This is a genomic window from Archangium primigenium (assembly GCF_016904885.1).
GTDB classification, from domain to species: domain Bacteria; phylum Myxococcota; class Myxococcia; order Myxococcales; family Myxococcaceae; genus Cystobacter; species Cystobacter primigenius.
In genome coordinates, this window is the sequence record NZ_JADWYI010000001.1 from 946512 (window position 1) to 969862 (window position 23351).

Below are 23351 nucleotides of genomic sequence, written 5' to 3' on the forward strand. Positions count from 1 at the left end.
TCAGGGCTTCGCGGGCGGCTGGCCGTGCGCCTCGATGCGCGCCTTGAAGTCCGGCAGGAGCGCGTTGGGGATGGGCACCGACAGGTTGTACTGGGCGATCTTCCACCCGCCGCCCTGCTTCACCAGCACCCCGGAGCCCCGCGCGGGGCCCATGTTGGTCGTCGCCAGGGCCTCGTCGAACCAGGCCACCGCCCCGCCGGGGGCGAACGTCACCCGGCGCGCGCTCGGCGTGAAGTTCCACGCCTGGCCCGCCTGGAAGTAGGGCCGGGCCCACACGCGGAACGCGTCGCGCGTCCAGCGCTCGGTGCCGTCCGTGCCCAGGTACACCGCGTCCGGCGTGAAGTGGCCGAAGTAGCGCGCCTCGTGGGCCTCGGCCGCCGCGCGGTGCCAGTCGTCCAGCACCGCGTTCACCGCGGCCAGGGGCGTGGAGGGGGCCTTCGTCTTCTCGGGGGCGGCGCCGAGCGCCAGCAGGCACAGCAGGGGGAGTGCGGTCATGGTCCGCCCATGAGCGCGCGGCGCGCCGCCCGGGTCAACTAGAAGCCCCGGTAGTTCAGGGCGAGCGGCAGGCCGCTCTGGTTGTACGGGTTGTAGCTGCCGCCCCGGGCCACCCAGCCGCAGTAGCCGCCGCCCGAGAGCACCAGGTGCTGGTGCTCCTGCAGCGTCTGCACGTCGCCGTACGCCCCGGAGCCGCCCGGCGTGAGCTGGCCCTTGAGCACCTCGAAGGCCGTGCCGCGCAGGTCGATGGAGGCCATGGCCTGGCTCCTGCCATCACAGGTCATGGCGACGGCGTAGGGCATGGCCTTCACCGTGTCCGGGTCGTGGATCAGCTCGCCCGTGGAGGTGGCGAAGCGCTGGTCCCCCGTGTCCACGGTGTGCGTGCTGGGGTCCAGGCGCAGCCGGGTGTAGGCCGTGCGCACGGTGGTGCCCTGCGAGGGCCCGCCCGCGACGTACTCGGAGAAGTTGGCGTCCGGACCCGTGCGCACGAGCGGGAGGTATTCGGTGGGCGTGCCCGCCATGTCGTGGCAGTACGCGAGCCAGGGGTGCACGGCGAGGCGGTTCACGTACAGCACGTAGGTGCCGTCCCGGGCGTCGGGGAAGGCCTGGCGCACCTCGGCGCAGCTCGCGGGGGTGCGCATCGTGTCGTGCCGCAGATGGAGCAGGGCGCCGTTCTGGTTGTAGGGGTTGTAGCTGCCCTGGGGCGCGTTCCAGCCGCAGTACCCCCCGCCCCGGAGCGTCGCGGTCTGCATCTGGCTGCCATACTGGGTGGAGCCGTCCGGCGCGTTGCCCGAGGGCTGGAACTGCCCGCCGAGCAGCATGAAGCCCGTGCCGCGCAGGTCGATGGCGGCCGTGCCCAGGCGGTAGTCGCCCGTGCAGGACATGGCGGTGGCGTAGGGCATGGCCTTCACCGTGTCGGGGCTGTGGGTGAGCTGGCCCGTGGAGGTGGCGAAGCGCTGGTCCCCGGTGTCCACGGTGAGGGTGTGGGGGTTGATGCGCAGCCGGGTGTACGCCGTGCGCACGGAGGTGCCCGGCGAGACCCCGCCCGCGAAGTACTCGGAGACGTTGGTGTCCGGGCCCGTCTGGGCGAGCGTGAGGTACTCGGTGGGGGTGCCCGCCATGTCGTGGCACCAGGCGGCCCAGGCGCGCATCGCGTCGCCCGAGGCGAACAGCAGGTACTCCCCGTCCGGCGCGTCCGGCGTGGCCTGGCGGAGCTCGGCGCAGGTGGCGGGCCGCAAGGGCGGCGGCAGGGCGCGGCTCAGGGTGCTCAGCTCCTCGCGCGCTCCGGACGGGGGGGCCTCGGCCTCGCCACAGGCGGAGGTGAGCGAGGCGAGCCCCAGGAGGGCGAGGCGGAGGGACGGGACAGAACGGGACGGGGTCTTCATGGGGAGGTGGCTCCAGGGAGGCGAAATGGGCCCTGCATTCGGCTGGAGTCCGGCCCCGGAAAAACGGGTTATTCACCCGCTCCACATTTTTTCGAGCCCACGGGCGCTATAAGGGGCGGGCTCTCGTCGTCTCCCGAGGACCCCATGTCGACCGCTCTCGCGCCGCGCTCCCCTTCCGACCTGGCCGCCGGCCGTTTTGGTCAGAAGCGCTACGTCATCCGCCGCAAGTTCTTCAAGATCTTCGGCGGCGCCTTCCACATCTACGACGAGGCGGGCGGGCTGGCCTTCTACTCGAAGATGAAGGCCTTCAAGCTCAAGGAGGACCTGCGCATCTTCACCGACGAGGACATGCGCGAGGAGGTGCTCAACATCAAGGCGCGCAGCATCATCGACTTCGGCGCCACGTACGACATCACCGACTCGAAGACGGGCGAGCGCCTGGGCGCGCTGCGTCGCAAGGGCCTCAAGTCCATGCTGCGCGACGAGTGGCTGGTGCTCGACGCGCGCGACCAGGAGGTGGGCCTCCTCCAGGAGGACAGCCTGATGCTCGCCATGGTGCGGCGCCTGCTGACCAACCTGGTGCCGCAGACGTTCTCGGGCACGGTGGGCACCACCCAGGTGCTCAGCTTCCGCCAGCACTTCAACCCCTTCATCCAGCGCATCTCGCTGGACTTCTCCATGGACCGCCTCAATCAGCTCGACCGGCGCATGGGGATCGCGGCGGCGGTGCTGCTGTGCGCCATCGAGGGCCGCCAGCAGTAGCGAGCCCAAGGACGCCTGCTCTTGCCTCGACGAGGTGAGCGCAGTGCCTACCTCGCCGTGGGCTGTTGATGCCCACGGCGAGTTCAATGCGACTTGTTCTTCACGCATTAGGCGTTGACGAAGGAAGACGCACTCCCTATGTTAAGACGTGTCGATGTTCGTCGAAGATTAGGCGCCAAGTGAAGGGCGACTAGGGCTGCCGCAGAGCGCGGGGTGTAGGCGGAGCTTTGCTCAAGAGCGGGGAGCCGGAGCAGACGATCTGCTCTCACGGTCGAAGGCTCGCGAGACGGAAATAAAAAACCCCGGGGTCATCACCAGCGAAGTACTCGCTGGGAGAGGACGACCCGGGGACAGTGGAGGAACATTATGCAAACCCCTTCGGGTGTGCAACCCATTTCCTTCGTTGCTCTGACGAAGGTGTTGTCCGCGCCACGGCTGGCTGCTTACCGACTGGACCCAAACGACACTCCGCGCGTGATCGTTGGGCGTTACAGGTGGAATGACGCGCTATGCATGTCGCTCTACGCCCCGCTGGGGTGCTTGGAGGTCGCCTTCCGCAACAGTCTCCACGAGGGGCTGTCCGTACTCAAAGGCACATCGGCTTGGTACGACCTCAACCCCGCGTGGTTGTCGTCGCGTGAGCTGGATGCGATCAAGGCCGCGAAAGCGGAATTGGTAAAGAACAACCGACCATTGGATCCCGGCCGCATCGTGGCGGGGTTGAATTTCGGATTCTGGACAAGTCTGGTGAGCCGTTCTTATGAACAGGTCATCTGGCCTGCTCTTCTGAAGTCCGTGTTTCCGCACATGACAAGGAGCCTCCGGACGCGCCATCGCGTGGCGGAGCGCATGCACCAAGTGCGCAATCTCCGCAACCGAGTCTTCCACCACGAGCCCATCTGGAGATGGAGAGACCTTCCCCAAAAATACTCCGAATTGAAAGAGGCCATAGGTTGGTTCGAACCCGCGTTGCTTCGCATTCTCCCTGGTGCGCACGTTTTCGATGAAATTCATTCGAGGGGCCCCGCGTCGTTTGAGGTGGATGTGCAATGAGCGCCACGCGCCAAGGTCATGCCCATGAGCCATTTTGAAGAAGGGGCGGGTCCTCCGTGGCCCTTGTGGCCGCTGTGCTCCGTTGTGGAGACGCTTTTCGTGGGTTTGCCCGTATCCCGGCACCAAGCCAAAGAAGGCGAACTGGCGATCCTGGAGCCCGTGCTCAGTGTCGGAGACATCGAGGCGGGGCGGATTGCCGCTCGAACTGAATTGCCGCAAGTGCCGTTGCGCCCGGGTTCCCTGGACCGATTTCGTGTTCAACCGGATGATCTGCTCGTCTCCTGTCGGGGCACCGTCCTGAAGGTGGCGCTGGTATCTGAGAATGAGGCCTCGCTCCTGGTCAGCTCGAACCTCATCGTGGCGAGGCCGGGAACGCGGATTCTCCCCTCTGTCTTGCTGGCACTTTTTCGAAGTTCGGCGTGGCAGGGACAAATGCGTCTTCGGGCACGGTCCTCCTCAGGATTGGTTCAGCTCACCGTGAAAGACATCGAGAACCTGCCCGTTCCTGTACCGCCTCTGGCATTGCAGCAGGAACTCGCCAAACTCATTGAGGCAGAGCAAGAACACCATCAGGCGGCGTTACGGGTAGCGGCCCTGCGCCGTGACCTCGTGGACGGTATGGTCGCGGAGCTCTTGTTGTCAGCTGTAGGGAAGGCGGAGCCACATGAGTCCGAAAACGGCTGAAATAGAAGGACCTCTTGGGGAGGCCATGGGCGTCCTTCGTGCGCATGGTTCGACTCAGCACGATGCGGCAGGCTACATCCTCCGATTACTGCTTTTGAAGATGCTGAGCGATACTGCGGATGGCTCATCCTCTTCGCGAGGGACTCGGTTCGTCGTGCCTCCTTCGGCACGGTGGTCTCGACTGTTGGGCATTTCTGCCGTCGACTTGGGTGACTGTATCAATAATGCGTGCGCCGTGTTGGAGGAGGTCAACCCCTCGCTGGACAGGCTCCTGACGAAGGCTGATTTCAATTCCATTGAGTTGGGCAGGCAGGTGCTGCACGAATTGGTCCATACGCTTTCCTCTCTCCCTCCGCTGCGCGAAGCATTGGTATTGAATGGTCATTTGGGAGAAGCTGCCGACGCGTTCCTCCATCGGTTGGCGGAGACAAGCGGTCGAGGCGTTGGTTTGTACTATACGCCGCCCTCGATGGCGCGGCTCCTGGCCGAACTCTTGGCTCCAAGTGACGGCATGCGCCTCTACGACCCTGTTTGCGGCGTGGGCGGATTCCTCTTGGAGTCAGCGCGCTGGGTTGCCTCCCATACTGAAATGAGTCTGCCCCGCGCGGCGGCCTCTCTGGTTCTGCATGGCCACGAGAGGAACGCGGAACAGTGGGCCTTGTGCCGGATAAACCTGCTGCTGCACGGTATCTCCGATGCCAACGTCAAACTCGGGGATGCCTTGTGGTCTCCATTCACAGGGGCAGCTGGGAAGTTGCTCGAATACGACAGGATCCTGGCGGACCCTCCATGGGGAGCGCGTGAGTGGGGGGCGGAACGGGCTGCGGAAGATGCCTTTGGACGCTTTGATCCCGTGCCGCCCGCTCATGGAGCGGACTATGCATTCGTACAACATTGTCTGGCCTCTCTTTCCGAGCAAGGCATGGCCGCGCTCTTGATGCCGCGCGGAGTGCTCTTCCGTGGAGGTGGCGAGGAGCACATTCGCGGCAAGCTCCTGCAAGAGGACCGGTTTGAAGCCATCATCGGTCTGCCGAGGAACATTCTTTACGAGACACCCATTGCGCCCGTTGTCTTGATCTTGAGGCGGGGGAAGTCTACAGATCGAAGGGGACGGGTGCTGTTCGTTGATGCCTCTCACTTGGGGACGACGAAAGCGAGACGACGCGTACTGTCACGAGACGACATTCATTGGGTTGGGAGGATTTTCCGGGAATTCGATGGCGACAAACGCTATGCGTGTGCGGTTCCCTTGGATGAAATAGCGAAGGCCAACTGGAACTTAAACGTCGAACTGTATGTCAAGAGTGATGAGGCCAGCGCACCATTCGATCTTGAGGCGCGACTCAACGCGATCGCCGCTGTTGAGGCTCAGCGAGAGGCGGCTGCACGGCATATGGATGCAGCCATTGGCAGGCTGAGGCGTCTGTACCCCTTCGATTCTTGATGAAAATACGCCCTACCGGGAGGTGTCGGGGCGGAAGCGCCGCTCGATGCGCGCGCGGAGCAGCTCCAGCACCTCCGCCTCGCTCGTGCCCGCCTCGGGCGCGAGCCGCACGGTGACGCCGCCCCGGCCCACCAGGGCCTCGTCCTCCAGCTCCCGGCCCCCCTGTACCAGCCGCACGTGCTCGGGGGCCAGCTCCACCGCGTAGGGCTGGAGGTACAGGTCCACCAGGCGCTGGCGCAGCCGGGCCGCCGTGAGCGCCTCGCGCTCCTCGGGGAGCAGTTGGAAGCCCACGCTCGTGCCGCCCAGGCGCACCCCCTGCTCCACCACCGTGCCCAGCCGCAGCGCGTGCGGCAGCAGCGCCTCCTGGCCCTCGGTGCGGCTGTAGAGCCAGTAGCTCTTCTGCGTGTGGGCGCACAGCGGACACACCAAGCCGTTGAGCTCGTCGAGCCCTCGCGTGCGGAGCAGGTGCTGCAGGAGCACCTCCTCGCCGCACGCCTTGCACTGCTCCTGGGGGCCGATCACCGCCAGCACCGAGCGGCCCCGCTCGGCCACGTCCGCGCGCTGCAGCGCCAGGGGCACCGCGGCCAGGAGTTCCGCCTCGCGCAGCTGCAGCCCGAAGCGCACCTCCTTCTTCATCACCCGCAGGCCCAGCTCCAGGTGGCGCGGCAGCCGCGTGAGCGCCTGGTCGTAGGGGGGCGCCCCCGGCATGTCCAGCTCGCGCCACAGCTCGTAGCGCTCGGCCCAGGCGTCGCTCGTGTCCAGGCCCGGGGGCGGGCGGCCCGCGGCCTCGGCGAAGAAGGCCATGAGCGTGAGCGCCACCTGCCAGGGCTCCTGGGTGACGGTGTCCTCCAGCCGCCGCGCCAGCTCGCGCGCGGCGGGCGTGGCGCGCTGCCGCTCCAGGCGCAGCACGCCCTGGCGCACCAGCGGACTCTCCAGCACCGGATCGAAGACGCGCGGCTTGCGGCCCTTGGCGCGCTCGGGGAGGGTGGTCATGCGTTGGTTCCTCAGGTGGGTGAGCGTGCGCGCGGCGCGCTCCAGCTGCCGCATCCGGGCCCGCGCGTCGCGCGCCAGCTCGGCCCGCTCCTCGTCCAGCTCCCCGCGCGACTCGCTCAGGTAGTCCCGGCCCTCGGCCTCGCGGCGCCGGGCCTCCTCGTACAGGCGCGCGGTGGCCGTGGCGCGCAGGCGCTCGCGCTGCTGGCGCAGCGAGTGGGCCGCCGTGGACAGGACGTGGATCCGCCGCTCCAGGTGCGCGAGCCGCTCGTCCTCGCTCAGCGCCTCCGGCTCGCCCGCGCCCACCCGGGCCGCGAGCAGCTCCAGCGTGGCCCGGTCTCCCGCCGCGTAGGCGACGTTGACGCGCACCATGAGCGCTTCCAGCCGCGTGCGCTCGGCGTCCGACTGCGCCAGGTCCGGGTGCAACAGCCGCGCGAGCCGCCGGCGCAGCCGCTTGAGCAGCCCCGCTTCGTCCTCCGCGCCGGGCTCGGGCAGCGCCGCGCGGGGGGCTCCGGCGGGGCGGGCGCCGGCGTCCTCGGGCGCGTCGTCGTCCTCGAAGTCCTCGAAGTCCTCGTCCGCGTCCTCGGGCGGCGCGGGCGCGGGGGTCGCGCGCGGGGCGGTGGCCTCGGGGCGGCGCTTGGGGGGCGCGGCGGGGGGCGGCTGCTCGAGCTGGCGCGTGAGCGCGGCGACCGCGTCCTGAAGTGAGCGCAGCCGGCGCAGGAGCCGCTCGGCGCGGCCCACCTCCTCGGAGGGCGCGGCCAGGGTGTCCTCGTAGGCGCGGGCGAAGCGCTCCAGCTCCTGGTTGAGCGACTCCAGGCCCGAGTCCAGGGCGTCGATCTCCGCGAGCAGCTCGGCCAGGCGCCGCTCGGCCCGGGCCAGCGGGGTGTCCCCGGGGGGCGGCACGACGCGAAGCAGGGCCGACTCGGAGGCGAGCGGGGCGGCGGACGGAAGGGACATGGGCGGGACACGGTGATCGCCCGGAAACGGGCCGGGTGCAAGCCGATGACGCCCGCCCGCCGGGGAGGCGGGCGCCGGGCCGTGTACGGCGGGCGCGCGTCGGCCTATGCTCGGGGTGCACCCCCCTTCCGGAGGCAGTCCATGGCTGGCCGAGACCCCTATCGTCGTGTCTATGGCACCCAGCCCCTGCGCCGCGTGGGCGCGGGCCAGGATCAGTTCGACAAGGAGTCCCTGGAGGGGCCCGCGGAGGATCCCGTGGCCTCGGTGCGCACGCAGCGCCAGCTCGACGCGCCGCTCACCCCCGGGCGCAAGAGCTTCGCCGCGAGCCTGGAGCGCACGGCTACGCCCCCGAAGAAGTAGCCAGCTGGCGCAGCTCCTCGGGATCGTGGGCGCAGAACACGCGCACCTTGTCGGACTGGGTGCGCACGAGCTCGCGCAGCCGGGCCCGGTTCTCGTGGCGCTCGCGGCCCTTCATCTGGAGCAGGTTCTGCATCACCCGCAGGCCCAGGGAGCAGTGGTCCTCGGGCGCCATCTCCCCGTGGAAGAAGTAGGCGTCCCCGGCGTGCAGCAGCCAGCGGTCCCCCCGGTCCACCGCCACCGCGCAGTGGCCGCGCGTGTGGCCCACCAGCGGCACGAGGAGGATTTCCGGGGGCAGGCCCTCCAGCCCGCGCACGCAGTCGAAGCCGAACCAGCGCTCGCCCCGGGCCGCGTCGTACAGCTTCCAGTCCGGCGCGTGCGCCCACTGCACGCCCTGGTAGCGCATGCGCTCGAAGAGGGAGCGCTTCTCCATGGCGGCCGTGTGCTCGGTGGCGGACACGTGCACCCGCGCCCGCGGGAAGTCCGCCAGGCCGCCGGCGTGGTCCAGGTCCAGGTGGGTGAGCACGATGTGGCGCACGTCCTCGCGCCGGAAGCCGAGGCGCTCCACCTGCCGGGCCATCGTCTCCGCCTCGTCCCAGGTGGGCCGCATGGCGCGCATGCCGTCGCGCACGCCCTGGCGCGAGGGGGCGTGGTGATCCTCCAGTCCGAGCGCGGTGTCCACCAGCACGAGTCCCGCCTCCGTCTCCAACAGCAGGCAGTGGCACACGAGGTGCTGGTTTCCCCCGCCGAGCAGCCGCTGGCGTCCCCACGGACACAGTGTGGCCCCGTTCAGATGGTGAATGCGCATGGCGCGCGAGCATGGCATGGCAGGCTCGGGGGATGCGCTCCTTGTTCTCAGGCCTCGCCGGGTGGGTGCTGCTGCCGTGGGCCGCGCTGTCCCGTGCCGAAGACGCCGCGCCGCCGCGCGCGCTGGCGTGTCTGTCCCGCTGGTATGCCGTGGAGCCCGTGCGCGAGGGGGACGCGTGGCGGGTGCGCGTGGGCGGCGTGCTCCACCCCTGGGACGATGGGCGCGCGAAGTCCTTCGAGCAGAAGCTGGCGGCGCCGGACCTGGAGGACACCTTCTCCCAGCCCTACACGCCCGGCCCCATCGCCCCGGTGACGCGCGAGAACGAGGACCCGGGCCGCATCCGCTTCGATCCGCTCTTTCGCGCCACGTATGGCGACTCGCCCGAGCGCGTGGACCTGGTGGACCTCGACATCCTGGGCCAGCGCCTGCGCGTGCACCGCCGGGTGGCGCCCGCCTTCCAGCGCGTGGCGGCGCGGCTGGAGCGGCTCGTGGCCGAGACGCCCGCGCTGCGCGCCTTCCTCACGCCCCTGGGCGGCACGTTCGTCTGGCGCAACATCGCCCGCACCCAACGCCTGAGCGCGCACGCCTACGGGGTGTCCCTGGACGTGAACGTGGAGCGCTCGGACTACTGGGCCTGGGCCCCCGCGGGCGCGCCCGTGCGGTGGAAGAACCGCATCCCCCCGGCCATCGTGGAGGCCTTCGAGGCCGAGGGGTTCATCTGGGGCGGGCGCTGGTACCACTTCGACACGATGCACTTCGAGTACCGGCCCGAGCTGCTCGACGCCGCGTGCCGCGAGGGCGCTCAGGGCGTGTAGAGCGCGGTGCGCGTGTTGGCGAACAGCACCTGGCCGGTGTGCAGCAGGGCGCCGATGGGGGAGGTGCTGCCCTGGGGGCCCGTGGACTCCAGCGTCCAGGTGTGGGTGTCGGGGTCGTACACCTCGGCGGTGCCCTCGCTGGCCGCCAGCACCTTGCCCGAGTAGAGCAGCGTCAGGAAGTGGTCCTGGCCCCGGGCCCGGTTCATGTCCGGCCCGCGCGTCCAGACGTCGTTGAACGGATCGTACAGGAACGTGGCGGCGGTGTTGCCCTGGCCGTCCCCGCCTCCGGTGACGAGCACGTGGCCCGAGTACAGCCGCACCGCCGACTGGAAGGCGCGCGCGCCGGGGATGCTCGCCACGGTGCGCCAGGAGTGGGTGGCCGGGTTGTACACCTCGGTGTTGGGCGTGCCGCCGATGTAGCCCGTCACCAGCACCTCGCCCGAGTAGAGCCGGGCCGACGCCTGGAAGAAGCCGCCGGTGCTCAGGGGGGCCGTGTAGCTCCACGTGCCCGTCTCCGGGTCGTACACCTCGGCCGTGTTGGTGAAGCCACCGCCCTGGATCATGCCCCCGGTGGCGAGCACCTTGCCGGAGTCCAGCAGTGTCAGGGTGAACTGGGCGCGGCCCGTGTTGAGCGCGCCCGTCGTGCTCCAGGTGCCCGTCTCCGGGTCGTACACCTCCGTGCTCCGCACGCCGGGCCCGTCGCTGTTGGCGCCGCCCACCACGAGCACCTTGCCCGAGGCGAGCCGCACCGCCCGCGCGCCGCTCCGGGGCTCGTTGAGCGAGCCCGTGGCCTTCCACGTGTTGGAGTACGGGTCATACAGCTCCGCGCTGCGCAGCCCGCCACCGCCCTGCGGGGTGCCACCCGCCGCCAGCACCAGCCCCGAGGTGAGCAGGGTGAGCGTGTGGTGCTCGCGCGGCGTGTTCAGCGTCGCGCCCTCCGTCCACGTGGAGGTCTGGGTGCCCACCGCGCCCATGTGGGTGCCCAGCGAGGTGCCCAGCGCGGCGCCCGCCTCCGGAACCGTCTCCGGCGCGCCACACCCACTGGCCAGGGGAAGAATGCTCGCGAGCACGATCGACAACCGGACCGTCTTGTTCATGGACTGGACTCCTTGGGGACTGGCTTTCTGAAAAAGCAGGGAACGCAGGGAATATCCTAGACTTCCGGACTCCCCAAGTGGGAGCCGGTTTGTCGATTCACGCGGTCGGGCGGGGGGTCACGCGGTACTCGCTTCACGGGGGCGCGGGGGGCATGCTCGCCGCCTTCCCCGGGAGGACACACCGAATGAGCAGCGAACTCGTTTTCTACCACAACCCCCAGTCGCGGGCGCAGATGGTCCATTGGATGCTGCACGAGGTGGGCGCGCCGTTCCGCGTCGTGCGCCTCGACTTCGAGAAGGGCGAGCACAAGCGCCCCGAGTTCCTGGCCATCAACCCCATGGGCAAGCTGCCGACCATCACCCACGGCGGCACCCCCATCACCGAGACGGCGGCCATCATCACCTACCTGGCCGATGCCTTCCCCGAGGCGGGCCTGGCGCCGGCGGCCACGGATCCGCGCCGGGGCACCTATCTGCGCTGGCTCTTCTTCGGCGCGGGCTGTTTCGAGCCCGCGCTGATCGACACCATGTTCAAGCGCCCCCCGGTGGAGCGCAAGGGCGCGCTGGGCTACGGCTCCTACGAGGACGTGATCGGCGCGTTCAAGAAGATGCTCACGCCCGGGCCCTACATCCTCGGCGAGCAGTTCAGCGCGGCGGACGTGTACGTGGGCGCGCAGCTCATCTGGGCCACGTCGTTCGGCGCGCCGGGCATGAAGGAGTCGCCCATCTCCGAGTACGTGGCCCGGCTCACGGCCCGCCCCGCCTACAAGCGCGCGGCGATCGCCGACGGCCGCGTTCCGCCCGACAAGGCCTGAGCGCTCGCGGCCTCCCCGACGCGTCCCTGGAACCTCAGGGCTCCAGGGCGCTCGGGGTCGTGTCCCGGTCCTTGGACACGGGCAGGTAGCACTTGCCCTCGTGCTCGGCGCGGTCCTCGGCGCACGGCGGCTTCTGCGCGAGTTCCACCCAGCAGCCGCCGTTGAGCTCGATCTCCAGTTGCCGCTGGGTCTTGCACGGCGCCTTGGCCTGGTTGCGGAAGGGCCGGGACGGCAGCGGATAGCCGATGGGGTGGCCGGAGTGGATGAGCACCGGCGCGTCCACGGGCGCGTTCCAGTGGAGGGCCTCGCCGCCCGGTGCCCGGGCCAGGAGGTAGAACCCCAGGCCCACGCCACCCGCGAGCAGCGCGAGGCCCGCGAGCACGCGCCGCGAGCGCAGCCGCTGGAGCGCCTTGCGCGGCCCGGACGCGAAGAGCGAGAGCAGCCGGGGCGAGTCCTCCACGTGCTCGTACGCGTTCTTCATGAGCACGAGCATGTCCATCACCTGCCCGGGCGGGGCGAAGGGCGGCGCCTGCATGATGCGCAGGGACACGTCCGGCGAGTCGCGCTCGCACGACAGGAGGACCTTCCACGGTCCCCGGTGCAGCCAGTGCATCCGATCGCCAGACCGCAGCGTCACGGCCGGCTGGCCCGTGGGCCGGTGCCAGGACTCATAGAGGCGGCCGACCTCCGGTCCCACCTCGTCGAACTGCCGTCCCAGTTGAAAGGGTCCCGAGTGCTCGGGCTTGAGCTCGTTCTTCGCATCCGCCAAAGGTCATCCCCCGGTGAGGGCGTGTGCACACGCCTGGCGCAGGGGACGTCTTTCGACCACTCAAGTCAAGTGACGTGATGGGCCGTGTCGGGTGACACGCGCATACGTGTCAGGGGCGCTTCTTAAGGTCCGCCGCGTGACTTCTCTCGCCCCCGGTGGGGCACGACAGGAGCGGACGATGCGACGTCGCGGCGTGGAGCGGATGGGGCGGCGCGAGGTGCTCAGGGGCGCGGGTGCGCTCGGGGTGGCGGCGCTGACGGGCTGTGGCCGGGGCACGCGGGGTGACGCGTCCTCGGCGTTCTCCCGCGCGGGGCTCGAGCGCCTGCGCTCGGCCATGACGTCCCTCGTGGCGCGTGGAGAACTGCCGGGCGCGGTGACGCTGCTCGCCCGGGGGGATGAGCTGCACGTGGACGCGGTGGGCACCCATGCCTTCGGGAGCACGACGCCCATGCGGCGCGACACGCTCTTCCGCATCGCCTCCATGAGCAAGCCCATCGCGGGCGCCGCCACCCTGCTGCTCGTGGAGGAGGGCACACTGCGCCTCGACGAGCCCGTGGATCGGCTGTTGCCCGAGCTCGCGAACCGCCGCGTGCTCAAGCGACCCGATGGCCCGCTCGATGACACCGAGCCCGCGAAGCGCCCCATCCTCGTGAGTGACCTGCTGACGCTGCGGCTGGGCACGGGCGCCCTCATGGCCCCGGGTGACTATCCCATCGTCCAGGCGATGAACGCGAAGGGCGTGGGCGTGGGCCCCGAATTGCCCCAGGCCCCCAACGCCGACGCGTGGCTCGCGGCCCTGGGCTCGCTGCCGCTCATCCATCAGCCGGGCGAGGTCTGGATGTATGACACCGGCATCACCGTGCTGGGCGCCCTGCTGGAGCGGGCCTCGGGCCAGCCCCTGGAGACGTTCCTGCGCGAGCGCCTCTTCGCGCCCCTGGGCATGAAGGACACGGGCTTCAGCGTGCCCGCGGACAAGCTGGACCGGCTGCCCACCACCTACTTCCGCAACCCCGAGACGAAGGAGTTCATCGTCTTCGACCCGCCCGGCGAGGACAGCCGCTTCAGCAAGGCCCCGGGGTTCCCCTCGGCCGCCGGAGGCCTCGTCTCCACGGCGGAGGACTACCTGGCCTTCGCGCGGATGATGCTCCGGCGGGGCGATACGCCGGGCGGACGCATCCTCTCCGAGCGCTCGGTGGCGCGGATGACCACCGACCACGTCACGCCCGAGCAGAAGGCGCGCTCGCCGTTCAGCCCGGGCTTCTGGGACACGCACGGCTGGGGCTACGCCGTGTCCATCATCAAGCGGCACGAGCCGGGAGACCCCCGGGGCTTCGGCTGGGATGGCGGCTATGGCACGAGCTGCTACTGGGACCCCGAGACGGGGCTCATCGGCGTGTTGCTCACGCAGCGGACCATGGACTCGCCCACCGCGCCCGCGGCGTTCGTGGACTTCTGGCGCGCGGCCTACGAGGCGCTGACGGGCTAGTCACACGTGTACTTGAAGTCGCGGCGCACCGGGCCGTCATCCATGCCCGGCGTGCCCGAGTACTCCTCGTGCACGAGCCGTCCCTTCGCATCGCGCTCGTGGGTGCGCCGGGCATCCACCTTCCCGTCCATGTCGCTGTCCCACTCGTCGAGCCAGACGATCGCCGTGCCGCACAGGTACGTGAGCCGACGCGTGGTGTTCAGGTACGTGGTCACCCGCGGGAGGCCCGGCTCACCGCCCCGGGGCTGGGTGTACATCTTGCCGAGCCGCTCCATCAGCAACAGCCCCGAGGCGTCGTAATAGAAGTCGCGCACGAACTCGTGGTCGTAGACGTAGACGCCCTTCTTCTCCCAGACACGGAACACCTTGCGGGCCGCGTTGTAGGAGTTGAAGGTGTGCTGGGAGAACTCGAAGCCGTACTGCATCTCGTCCACGAGGTTGCCCCGGTCGTCGTACAGATGCGTGATGCGATCGACGTCGCCGTTGTCCCAGGAGTTCTCGCGCACCTGCCCATTGGGCCAGTAGGTGAACGTCTCGCACCGGGCGACGTCCATGTCGCAGTCGGGCCGACTGTCGATGCCCACCAACTGCCCCGCCTCGTTGTATTGGTAGAGGATGGGCGCGCGTCCGTCCCGGCGCTCGATACGCTGGAGCCGACCGTTCGCATCGCGGACGTACTCGTAGCCGACCGGGAAGGTGGAGCTGGCGTAGTCGCTCCGCCACGCGATGCGACCCTGGGCGTCATACTCCCACTGGGTCACCGTGTAGGTGCCCGCGTCGGGCCGCTCGACGCGGTGCGTCCGCTGGCGGCCGTTGAGCCAGACATTGCTCTCCACTTCCTCCAGGATGCCGTTGCGCTTGTAGACGCGCCGCTCCAGCAGGCGGCTGTCGGCGTCGTAGCGCGCCACCTCGCGGCGGCCATCGGCGAAGACCGAGGTGCCCTCGCATGCGGTGGCGCGCACGGGAGGCACCGCGCCTTTCCACAGCACGCAGGCCACGGGCGCGAGCGTGGGGCGGCCCTCCAGGCCCGCGCTCACCGGCGGTACATAGCCGGGCGAGGGCGAGGGCTGCACCACGGGCACCGTGGGCACGGGGCTGGGGGCCTCGGGCTCGGTGGAGGGGGACTCGCCCGGCGCGGGCGGCGCCTCGCCCGTGGGGGGCGTGGAGGCGGGCGGCTCGGCGGGCACGGGCGTGTCCGGCGTGGGCACCGAGAGTTCCGGCGAGGGTTCCGGCACGGGCTCCTCCTCCCGCGTCGCGCCACAGCCCACCAGCACCGCGCACACCCCCCACCGCATCCAGCTCCACGCGTCGCGCATTCCCTATTCCCCTCGTCTGATGGAGGGCAAGGTGTGCACAGTCAGTGGGGGCGCCAGGGCACCACGCCGCTCGCCTGGATGGCTGCTCTGGGCGCGCGGCGGTTCAAACGGCACAGGGCGCGACTCCCAGGAGGGGAGCGCGCCCTGTCGTGTCCTGGAACCTGGGTTCGGAGGGGACTACTTACTGCCGGGCTTGTCGTACGGGTAGGCGGACCAGTAGTTGGACGGAAGCGGGTTGGTGCCCTTGTCGCTGCGCACGCCGTCGCCGTCGGGCAGCTCGCCCACGCCCCCGTAGGCCTCCTCGTCATCCGAGTCCTTGTCGTGACGCTTCGCGCCGCGCTCCTCGGATGGCATCTGGTGCTCGGTCTGGGCTTCCCGCGAGGGCCCCGAGGATTCCTCCTCATGTCGAGGACTCGTGGGACGGCCGAACATGTCTTCCGCGGGCTGGGTGGAATCCTTGCGATCTCGCGTTGCCATTGCGCACCTCCGAACCTTCAAGCTCGGCATGCGGCGTTCACCCGGCAACCGGCGCACGCCTCCCGCCCGGGAGTCGAGGCGGGCGGGGGAGCGAGCGGGCTACCGGGAGGTCGCCGAGATGGGGCCGGGCGGTGCCGAGGGCGGAGGCTCCTCGAGCGGCGGGGCCTGCACGGGCGTGGCGGCGCCCTCGGGCAGGAAGGCGAGCACCACCAGGCCGGGGATGGCGAGCACCACGGTGAGGCCGAAGAAGCCGCTCCAGCCCATCCACTCGGCGAGGAAGCCCGAGGAGGCGCCCAGCACGCGGCTGCCGAAGTTGGCCAGGGCCGAGAGCAGGGCGAACTGCGTGGCGCTGAAGTTCTTGTTGCACAGCGACATGGTGAAGGCGCCAAAGGCCGTGGTGGCCATGCCGCCGCACACGTTGTCCGAGCAGATGGCGAGCGCGAGCACCGCGTGGCTCTTGCCCACCAGCGCGAGCGCCAGGAAGGTGAGGTTGGTGAGGGCCTGGAGCGCGCCGAAGATGAAGAGGCTGCGGCGCAGGCCGAGCTTGGCCAGGAGCGCGCCGCCCACGAGCGCCCCGCCGATGGTGGCCACCATGCCCACGCCCTTGGTGATGGCGCCCACCTCCAGGTTGGAGAAGCCCAGCTTGAGGAAGAAGGGCGTGGTCATGCCGCCGGCGATGGCGTCACCGAGCTTGAAGAGCACGAGGAAGAGCAGCGCGAGCATCGCCCCGTCCCGACGGAAGTAGTCCACGTAGGGCACCACCGTGGCGTCGAAGAGGGTGCGCGGGGGGCGCTGGCCCTGGGGCTCGGGGGCCAGCAGCGTGGCCACCACGCCCACGAGCATCAGCGAGGACATGATCCAGTACGTGCGGGACCAGCCGATGAACTGCGACAGGCTGAGCGCGAGCGCCCCGGCGGCGATCATCCCGAAGCGGTAGCCCATGACGAAGGTGGCCACGCCGAAGCCGCGCTCGGCCTCGGACAGGGTGTCGGTGCGCCACGCGTCGCTCACCACGTCCTGGCTGGAGGACAGGAAGGACACGAGCAGCGCGAGGCTCGCCATGGCCCAGGGCGTCTCGCGCGGGTTGACGAAGCCCATGGAGGCGATGGCGCCCATGAGCGCCACCTGCGTGACGAGCATCCACCCGCGGCGCCGGCCCAGGAAGGGCAGCGCGTAGCGGTCCAGCAGGGGCGCCCAGATGAACTTGAGGCTGTAGGGGAAGGCCACCAGCGTGAAGACGCCGATCGTCTTGAGATTGACCCCCTCGTTCGTCATCCACGCGGACAGGGTGCCACCCACCAGGAGCAGCGGCAGGCCGGAGGCGAAGCCGAGCGCGACGAGCAGCCACGCGCGAGGACTGGTCAGGACTTGGAGGACGGAGTTCTTGGAGGCCATGGGCGAGGGCCCCACCATAGCGGGCCCCGGGCCGAATCCCTCCTGCTTGCTCGCCGGAGGCGCGCGGCCGTTGCCTGCCCGGCAGGCGGACGTTATGTGGGGGCCGGCGCGCCGCGCCCGCTGTCCCCCTACCCCCCTTTTGGAGTCTCCCGACATGAAGCTGCTTGGTCCCTCCCTGTCCACCGCCGCCCACAAGGTCTTCGCCGTCGTGAAGGAGCTCGGCCTGTCCGTCGAGTCCGTCGATGTCGACGTGGCCCAGGGCGAGCACAAGTCCCCGGCCTTCCTGGCCAAGAACCCCAACGGCAAGGTGCCCGTGCTGGAGCGCGACGACGGCTCCTGTCTCTGGGAGTCCAACGCCATCATGTGTTACCTGGCGTCGCTCAAGCCCGAGAGCGGCCTGGTGCCCCAGGACGCCTGGGCCCAGGCGCAGATGCACCAGTGGCTGCAGTGGCAGGCCACCACCTTCGGCCCGTCCACCGGCGAGGTGATGATGGAGACGGTCTACGTCCGTTTCATCGGCCGCGCGAAGGACGAGGCCCGCTACCAGGCCGGCCTGGAGAAGGTGCGCCGGGACCTGGGCGTGCTGGAGCGCTCGCTCGCGGGCCGGGAGTACCTGTGCGGCCGGCTGTCCCTCGCGGACTTCTCGCTCGTGTCCTGCCTGTTCGCCCGCGCCCCCATGGGCCTGTCCCTGGAGGGCTTCCCGCTGGTGCAGGGGTGGGTGGAGCGGCTCGAGGCGCGCGAGAGCGTGCGCGCCACCGTTGGCCAGGTGCACGAGGCCAGCACGCGCAAGGCGGGCTAGCCCCGCCCCGGCGGCGCGGGGTCAGCGGCGGTGATCGCGGCGGTCGTCACGGCGATCCTCGCGGATCTCCTGCTGGGTCTGCTGCACCTCGTGCTGTCCCATGTCGATGAGCTGCACGATGAGGGTGCGCGTGCGGTCCAGCTCGCGCCGGCCCCGCTGGCCCACGAGCCCCGACAGCTCGCGGGCGACGGAGGCCCGGGTCGACTGCATGGCGCGCTCCTGCTGGTAGTCGCGCACGTCGTCGCGGCGGTCCTTGCGGTCGTCCCAGCCTCCGCCGCGGCCGTCGCGGCGGATCTCCTGGCGGTCCTTGTCCAGCTCGCGGCTGCCCTCGGCCAGCTCCGCGCGCACCAGGTGGCGCAGGCGGTCCTCCACCTCGCGCATGGCGCGCTCGTCCCGGCGGGCCTGGGCCCGGTCGAACTGCCCCAGCACCTCGCGCAGCTCGCGCACGTCCCGCCGGTCGTCCTTCAGCTCCTGCTTGTTCTGCTTGGCCTCCTGGTGCTTCTGCCCGCGGTTGTCCCGGCCCTGGGCCTGGGCGGCACCGGCGCAGAAGAACAGGGAGGCGACGAGGAGGGACGTGTGGCGCTTCATGGGGTGTGCTCCTGAATGGGGAAGCCGTTCAGCGGCTCGTTGCTGTTCCAGACGGGAGGGGGCGCGGATTATTCGACGCCGGAGTTGTTCGAGGGTGCACGCTCCTGGCTGCCCTCCAGGCGGCCCGGGCCGGGTGCGACAACGTGTCTCATTCCGGCTTCCGGACGGGGCTCGTACAAGCCACCCCACGATTCTCCGTTGGGGAGGTACCGCACATGAAGGTTCATGTCCTGACCGGGGCCGCGCTCGCGGCCTGCCTGTTCGCGCCCGGAGCCGAGGCGCACATCGGCCTGTCCACGGGCACGCCCGCGGTGGCGGCCACCACGCAGGAGCTGTCCTTCGCGGTGGGCCACGGGTGCGAGGGGCTCGACACCTTCCGCCTGGAGATTCGCATTCCGGAGGGCGTGGGCGGGGTGCGGCCGGTGCCCTCGGTGTTCGGCAAGGCGCAGGTGACCCAGGACGCGAGCGGCCGGGTGACGGCCGTGACGTGGACCAAGGCCGAGGCGGACGTGCTGCCCTCCGACAGCGACTTCTACAAGTTCACCCTGCGCGCCGCGCTGCCCGACAAGCCCTTCACCTCGCTCGCCTTCCCCACCGTGCAGAGCTGCCGCAAGGCGGACGGCACCGTGGTGACCCAGGAGTGGGTGGGGACCGAGGGCGGCCACGGGGGCCACCTGGCCGCGGAGACGACCCTGCCCGCGCCGGTGCTCTTCCTCCTGCCCGCGCGCACGCCCGGGTGGAACAAGTACACGGTCAACGAGCACGTGCATGACCTGAGCGTCTTCAAGGACGCGCAGATCGTCTGGGCGGGCAGCGCCGCCTACAGCCCCAGCGCCCACATCTCCGGGCTCATCGCGCAGGAGCCGGGCACGCAGGTGCTCCGGGAGATCCACCCCGGCACCGACATCTGGGTGCGCTACTGACGGCGAGGAGGACTTCCGCGATGCGTGCCTTCATCCTGTTGTCGCTCACGGGTCTGCTGTGCGCCTGTCCGGGGGAGCCCGTGGCCCCGCCCGAGCCCCCCACCCCTCCGGCCGAGGCGTCGGGGCTGCCCGCGGAGCTGCGGCCCCCGGGCATGGCCGGCGCCGCGTCCGAGCGGCCGCCCGCGGGTCCGGGTCTGCCGGACGCGCTCAAGCCGCCGCGCTGAGACGCGAACGGGCCCCCGAGCTCATCGCACGGGGGCCCGTCCTGTCCCACGCAACAGGGTGTCCCGGGACTACTGGGGCACGCTGGTGCCGTTGTTCATCATCCCGTCGTTGACGGGGGCGTCATTGGCGTCCGGGACGATGGTGGTGTTGGCATCGTCCTGGCCCAGGTTGTCCTGGCCGAGCCCGTCCGGGCGCTCCAGGCCGTCGCTGTCGGGCAGACCGGAGCCACCCGTGCCCGGCTCGTCGATGATGGGCGGCGTCTGGTGCACGCCCGGCTCGCGCTCGCGCACGCTGGCGTCATCCTCGATGGGCGCCATCGTGCCGTCCTGCGGCATGGACTGCGGCGTGTCGAAGCCGGTGCCGCCCGTGCCCGTGTCGGGCGCGGGGACACTCTGCTCGGTGGTGCCACGCGCCGCGGTGTCCGTCTTGCAGCCCGCGCCAAAAGCCACCGCACCCGCCATCAGACCCGCCAGAATGAACTTGGTCTTCGTCATGTGTGTACCCTCCCTGTGGTGTGGCAGAAGAGTGGGGTGCCCCCGGGGATCGTGCAGGGGGCGCCTGCCCGCCCGGACGCTGGGGTAGGGTGGGGCCATGACGACCCGTCTCCCGCTGCGGCTCATCCCGGCCCGTCCCGAGCACGTGGACGACTGGCGAGCGATGCGGGAGGAGCCGGTGGCCCGGAGCCTGATGCCGCTGGAGCCCGCCTCGCGCGAGTCCCTGCTCAAGCGATTGCTGGAGTCCGGCGCGGACCTGGACGACACGCGCGCCACGAGCTTCCGGTGGATGGTGGAGACGGACGGGGTGCTCATCGGCACGGTGTCCGCGCGGGAGTTGTCGCGGTTCCACGGCCGCATCGAGGTGGGCTACATGCTGCGCGCGGCCTGGCACGGGCGCGGGCTGGGCACGCGCGCGGTGGCGGCGGTGGTGGCGCGGCTGTTCGACTGGGACTTCCTGCACCGCGTCTGGCTCACCACGGCGGTGGACAACCTCGCCTCGCAGGGCGTGGCGCGCAAGCTCGGCTTCTCGCTGGAGGGCGTGATGCGCGGGCACTACCTCATCGAGGGGCGGCGCAAGGATCAGCAGGTGTGGGGCCTGGTGCGGCCGGACTGGGAGGCCCGGCGCCCCCTCTGGCGTCCCCTGCTCGAGGACACCTGGGGGCCAGACTCGTCGGGGCCGCGCTAGCCGCGGCTCTTGCGCGCGCGGCTGGGGGTCTTCTTGCGCGCGGCGGTCTTCTTCCGGGCGCCCGTCTTCTTCGCGGCGGTCTTCTTGCGCGCCGTCTTGCCCCAGCCCCGCTCCATGTTCTTGTAGGCCTTCTTGCCCACCGTGGACTTGCGCTTGGGGCGCGAGGTGCCCGCCTTCTTGCGGCGGTTGATGTTGGCCACGAGGCTGTTCTTGCGTGCTGCCATGAGGGTGTCCTTCCGCGTTCAGGAGCGCTTGCGGGCGCTCGTCCGTTTCGTCGTGGCGCGCTTCTTGGCCGGCGCGCGCTTGGCCGCGGCGCGTTTGGCGGCCTGGCTGCGCTTGACGCTCTTGCTCTTGCGCGTGGCGGCGGCCTTCTTCGCCGCCTGGGAGCGCTGGGCCGGGGTGCGCTTGCCCAGGCTGACGCGCCCGCCGCGGCGGGAGGCCTGGTGCGTCTCCGGCTTGCCGTAGCCCGAGCCCCCCGGCTTCTCGCCGCCGTGGGACTCGGCGTTCACGGTGGCCCAGGCCCGGGCCGCCGCCTCCTTGGGGCTCGTGCCACGCTTCACGTAGCCCTCCTCGATGTGCTCGGCCTTGCGCTTCTGTTTGTCGGTGTACTTGCTCTTGTCTCCACGGGGCATCGTGCACTCCTCCTCTAGAGGGCAAGGTGTGTCCGCCTGCCCGGGATGCAAAGGGGAGGGGCCCCCGGGTCAGGTGCGCACCGCCCCGAAGCGACCCGAGAGCGACGCGAGCACCGCGAGCAGCTCCACGGGCTCCACCGGTTTGGGCACGTGGCTGTGGAAGCCCGCGAGCAGCACCCGGGTCCGATCCTCCACGCGCGCGTAGGCGGTGAGCGCCACGGCTGGCGTGCGCCCTCCTTCCGTGGGCGGCAGCGCGCGCACCCGGGCGATGAGCGAGTAGCCGTCCTCCCCCGGCATGCCGATGTCCGACACGAGCACGTCCGGGCGCTCCTCGCGCAGGCGCGCCAGGCACTCGTCCACGGACGCGGTGGTGATGACCCGCGCGTTGCACCCCTCCAGGAGCGTGCGGAGCAGCTCGCGCGTGTCCTGCTCGTCGTCCAGGATGAGCACCCGCAGGCCGCTGAGCTCCGGGGGACACTGGATGCCCTGATGGGCGTTGCGCAGGGAAGCGGGCACGGCCACCTCCCGTCGCAGCGCCACGGACAGGGGCAGCCGCACCGTCACGGTGGTGCCCTTGCCCACGCCCTCGCTGAAGGCGCTCACGATTCCCCCGTGCATCTCCACCAGTTGCTTCACGATGGACAGGCCCAGCCCGAGCCCTCCCGCCCGGCGCGTGAGCGTGCCCTCGGCCTGGCGGAAGCGCTCGAAGAGGTGGGGCAGGAATTCCTGGGAGATGCCCGGGCCGGTGTCCGCCACCGTGATTTCCACCGACGAGTCGCGCCGCTCGACGAACACCTGCACCCGCCCGCCCTTGGGGGTGAACTTCACGGCGTTGGACAGGAGGTTCCACACCACCTGCTGCAGCCGGTGCGCGTCCCCCATCACGTTGCCCGTGGAGTCCAGGGCCGTCTGGATGCGCAGGCCCTTGGCGTCCGCCGCGGGCCGCACCGACTCGAGCGCCTGCTCCACCACGGCGCTCACCTCTACCGGCTCCACGTCCAGCTTGAGCTTGCCGGACATGATGCGGCTCACGTCGAGCAGGTCCTCGATGAGCTGGCCCTGGGCCCGGGCGTTGCGCTCGATGGTCTCCAGCGCCCGGGCGTGCTTCTCCGGGGGGAGGTTGCCATTGCGCAGCACCTGCACCCAGCCGAGCATGGCCGTGAGCGGCGTGCGCAACTCGTGGCTCACCGTGGCGAGGAACTCGTCCTTGAGCCGGTTGGCCTCCTCGGCCTCCTGGCGCGACGCCTTCTCGCTGGCCAGCAGCCGCTCGCGCTCGTGCTCGTCACGCGCGCGCCGCGCCCCCTGGCCCTCCGCGCCCAGCGCCTGGGCGAGCCCCGAGGTGATGAACCGGGTGAGCACCCGCAAGTCCCCGGGCGAGGGCGTGGCCCCCATCTCCTGGAGCATCGCGGACACCGTCTCGCCCAGCGCGTCGTACAGGTGCACCAGGCTCTCGGGATCCAACGCCTCGGGGCTCCACGGTGGGGACGGGGCGGGGCCCGGGGACGCGCGCTCGCCCACGGCCCGGGCCAGCGCGGTGAGCAACTCCGCCAGGGGGGGCGGCGGGGCGGTGTCGAGGGCCGGGCTTCGTCCGCGCAGCGCCTCGCTCCAGCGCCGCAGCAATTCCTCACGTCGAATGGTGAGCAGGTGGGCCAGGGCACTCATGCGCGGGCTCCGGGCGGAAGGGGCGCACGGGATTTCGGAGGGCGGTTCCACTCCGTGTCTGGGTCACGGGCACTGCTCGCGGACGGTGTATCTGGCGGCCCCAAATGTCGGTCTCCTCACCACCAACATCCACATTGTGTCCACCATTGGCACCTGGGGACGGGTTGCGCGGATTTCGGGCGCGCGGGGATTGTGGATGGGGGCGCGCGTGACAGGTCCCGAGGTGGGAACACCC

26 protein-coding genes are annotated in these 23351 nt (G+C 70.5%); 12 read left to right on the forward strand and 14 right to left on the reverse strand.

Translation table 11 applies throughout. The features are described from left to right. Positions 1-495: a nuclear transport factor 2 family protein gene (locus tag I3V78_RS04070; protein ID WP_204485006.1), complete on the reverse strand. Its 495-nt coding sequence runs from the start codon at positions 493-495 to the stop codon at positions 1-3. 38 nt (positions 496-533) lie between these two features. After that, positions 534-1880, reverse strand: coding sequence for a GON domain-containing protein (locus I3V78_RS04075; protein ID WP_204485007.1), 1347 nt, complete (start codon positions 1878-1880; stop codon positions 534-536). A 144-nt stretch (positions 1881-2024) separates the two neighbouring features. Between I3V78_RS04075 and I3V78_RS04080 the strand changes: the two genes are divergently transcribed. From I3V78_RS04080 to I3V78_RS04095, 4 genes are all read left to right on the forward strand, one after another. Continuing rightward, entirely contained in the window at positions 2025-2642 is a 618-nt protein-coding gene (locus I3V78_RS04080) for an LURP-one-related family protein (RefSeq protein WP_204485008.1), read from the forward strand. Positions 2643-3155: 513 nt separating this feature from the next. Further along, complete coding sequence (locus I3V78_RS04085) at positions 3156-3695, forward strand: hypothetical protein (RefSeq protein ID WP_204485009.1); 540 nt, start codon at positions 3156-3158, stop codon at positions 3693-3695. A gap of 99 nt (positions 3696-3794) precedes the next feature. Beyond that, positions 3795-4379, forward strand: a complete 585-nt coding sequence (locus I3V78_RS04090) for a restriction endonuclease subunit S (protein ID WP_204485010.1) — start codon at positions 3795-3797, stop codon at positions 4377-4379. Between the two features lie 25 nt (positions 4380-4404). Further along, positions 4405-5823, forward strand: a complete 1419-nt coding sequence (locus I3V78_RS04095) for an HsdM family class I SAM-dependent methyltransferase (RefSeq protein WP_420840448.1) — start codon at positions 4405-4407, stop codon at positions 5821-5823. A 12-nt stretch (positions 5824-5835) separates the two neighbouring features. On the opposite strand, the gene I3V78_RS04100 is transcribed toward I3V78_RS04095, so the two are convergent. Continuing rightward, positions 5836-7770, reverse strand: a complete 1935-nt coding sequence (locus I3V78_RS04100; protein ID WP_204485012.1) for a coiled-coil domain-containing protein — start codon at positions 7768-7770, stop codon at positions 5836-5838. 141 nt (positions 7771-7911) lie between these two features. On the opposite strand from I3V78_RS04100, the gene I3V78_RS04105 reads away from it, so the two are divergent. Further along, positions 7912-8130: a hypothetical protein gene (locus I3V78_RS04105; protein WP_204485013.1), complete on the forward strand. Its 219-nt coding sequence runs from the start codon at positions 7912-7914 to the stop codon at positions 8128-8130. Here I3V78_RS04105 and I3V78_RS04110 read toward each other — a convergent pair. Further along, complete coding sequence (locus I3V78_RS04110; protein ID WP_204485014.1) at positions 8111-8935, reverse strand: MBL fold metallo-hydrolase; 825 nt, start codon at positions 8933-8935, stop codon at positions 8111-8113. The genes I3V78_RS04105 and I3V78_RS04110 overlap by 20 nt on opposite strands. Positions 8936-8976: 41 nt before the next feature. On the opposite strand from I3V78_RS04110, the gene I3V78_RS04115 reads away from it, so the two are divergent. Beyond that, positions 8977-9750, forward strand: coding sequence for a M15 family metallopeptidase (locus I3V78_RS04115; protein WP_239576286.1), 774 nt, complete (start codon positions 8977-8979; stop codon positions 9748-9750). Here the strand turns inward: I3V78_RS04115 and I3V78_RS04120 are convergent. Continuing rightward, entirely contained in the window at positions 9738-10847 is a 1110-nt protein-coding gene (locus I3V78_RS04120; protein WP_204485015.1) for a Kelch repeat-containing protein, read from the reverse strand. The genes I3V78_RS04115 and I3V78_RS04120 overlap by 13 nt on opposite strands. 185 nt (positions 10848-11032) lie before the next feature. Between I3V78_RS04120 and I3V78_RS04125 the strand changes: the two genes are divergently transcribed. Next, positions 11033-11662 carry a glutathione S-transferase family protein gene (locus I3V78_RS04125; protein WP_204485016.1) on the forward strand — a complete coding sequence of 210 codons (630 nt, stop codon included), beginning with the start codon at positions 11033-11035 and terminating at the stop codon, positions 11660-11662. A gap of 34 nt (positions 11663-11696) precedes the next feature. On the opposite strand, the gene I3V78_RS04130 is transcribed toward I3V78_RS04125, so the two are convergent. Next, positions 11697-12431 carry a hypothetical protein gene (locus tag I3V78_RS04130; RefSeq protein WP_204485017.1) on the reverse strand — a complete coding sequence of 245 codons (735 nt, stop codon included), beginning with the start codon at positions 12429-12431 and terminating at the stop codon, positions 11697-11699. A 178-nt stretch (positions 12432-12609) separates the two neighbouring features. On the opposite strand from I3V78_RS04130, the gene I3V78_RS04135 reads away from it, so the two are divergent. Then, on the forward strand, positions 12610-13917 hold the full coding sequence (locus I3V78_RS04135) for a serine hydrolase domain-containing protein (protein WP_204485018.1): 1308 nt from the start codon (positions 12610-12612) through the stop codon (positions 13915-13917). Here the strand turns inward: I3V78_RS04135 and I3V78_RS04140 are convergent. The 3 genes from I3V78_RS04140 to I3V78_RS04150 all read right to left on the reverse strand — a co-directional run bounded on the left by I3V78_RS04140 (position 13914) and on the right by I3V78_RS04150 (position 17105). Further along, positions 13914-15233, reverse strand: coding sequence for a hypothetical protein (locus tag I3V78_RS04140; protein WP_204485019.1), 1320 nt, complete (start codon positions 15231-15233; stop codon positions 13914-13916). The genes I3V78_RS04135 and I3V78_RS04140 overlap by 4 nt on opposite strands. 177 nt (positions 15234-15410) lie before the next feature. Then, positions 15411-15710, reverse strand: coding sequence for a hypothetical protein (locus I3V78_RS04145; RefSeq protein ID WP_204485020.1), 300 nt, complete (start codon positions 15708-15710; stop codon positions 15411-15413). A 99-nt stretch (positions 15711-15809) separates the two neighbouring features. After that, positions 15810-17105, reverse strand: coding sequence for an AmpG family muropeptide MFS transporter (locus I3V78_RS04150; RefSeq protein WP_239576287.1), 1296 nt, complete (start codon positions 17103-17105; stop codon positions 15810-15812). 154 nt (positions 17106-17259) lie between these two features. On the opposite strand from I3V78_RS04150, the gene I3V78_RS04155 reads away from it, so the two are divergent. Next, the gene (locus I3V78_RS04155) at positions 17260-17904 is read left to right on the forward strand and encodes a glutathione S-transferase family protein (RefSeq protein ID WP_204485022.1); all 645 of its coding nucleotides are present in this window, start codon (positions 17260-17262) and stop codon (positions 17902-17904) included. A 21-nt stretch (positions 17905-17925) separates the two neighbouring features. Here the strand turns inward: I3V78_RS04155 and I3V78_RS04160 are convergent, their stop codons facing one another. Then, positions 17926-18492 (reverse strand): hypothetical protein, encoded by a 567-nt coding sequence (locus I3V78_RS04160; RefSeq protein WP_204485023.1) that lies wholly within the window; start codon positions 18490-18492, stop codon positions 17926-17928. Between the two features lie 215 nt (positions 18493-18707). On the opposite strand from I3V78_RS04160, the gene I3V78_RS04165 reads away from it, so the two are divergent. Continuing rightward, positions 18708-19415, forward strand: a complete 708-nt coding sequence (locus I3V78_RS04165) for a YcnI family copper-binding membrane protein (protein WP_204485024.1) — start codon at positions 18708-18710, stop codon at positions 19413-19415. A 20-nt stretch (positions 19416-19435) separates the two neighbouring features. Further along, a complete protein-coding gene (locus I3V78_RS04170; protein WP_204485025.1) occupies positions 19436-19639 on the forward strand; it encodes a hypothetical protein in 204 nt (67 codons plus the stop codon). 69 nt (positions 19640-19708) lie between these two features. On the opposite strand, the gene I3V78_RS04175 is transcribed toward I3V78_RS04170, so the two are convergent. Then, complete coding sequence (locus I3V78_RS04175) at positions 19709-20134, reverse strand: hypothetical protein (protein ID WP_204485026.1); 426 nt, start codon at positions 20132-20134, stop codon at positions 19709-19711. A 97-nt stretch (positions 20135-20231) separates the two neighbouring features. Between I3V78_RS04175 and I3V78_RS04180 the strand changes: the two genes are divergently transcribed. After that, positions 20232-20822 (forward strand): GNAT family N-acetyltransferase, encoded by a 591-nt coding sequence (locus tag I3V78_RS04180; protein ID WP_204485027.1) that lies wholly within the window; start codon positions 20232-20234, stop codon positions 20820-20822. Here I3V78_RS04180 and I3V78_RS04185 read toward each other — a convergent pair. The 3 genes from I3V78_RS04185 to I3V78_RS04195 all read right to left on the reverse strand — a co-directional run bounded on the left by I3V78_RS04185 (position 20819) and on the right by I3V78_RS04195 (position 23116). Then, positions 20819-21046, reverse strand: a complete 228-nt coding sequence (locus I3V78_RS04185; protein WP_204485028.1) for a hypothetical protein — start codon at positions 21044-21046, stop codon at positions 20819-20821. The genes I3V78_RS04180 and I3V78_RS04185 overlap by 4 nt on opposite strands. Before the next feature lie 18 nt (positions 21047-21064). Next, positions 21065-21454: a plasmid stabilization protein gene (locus tag I3V78_RS04190; RefSeq protein WP_204485029.1), complete on the reverse strand. Its 390-nt coding sequence runs from the start codon at positions 21452-21454 to the stop codon at positions 21065-21067. A 69-nt stretch (positions 21455-21523) separates the two neighbouring features. Further along, positions 21524-23116, reverse strand: a complete 1593-nt coding sequence (locus I3V78_RS04195) for an ATP-binding response regulator (protein ID WP_204485030.1) — start codon at positions 23114-23116, stop codon at positions 21524-21526. Positions 23117-23351: the final 235 nt, after the last annotated feature.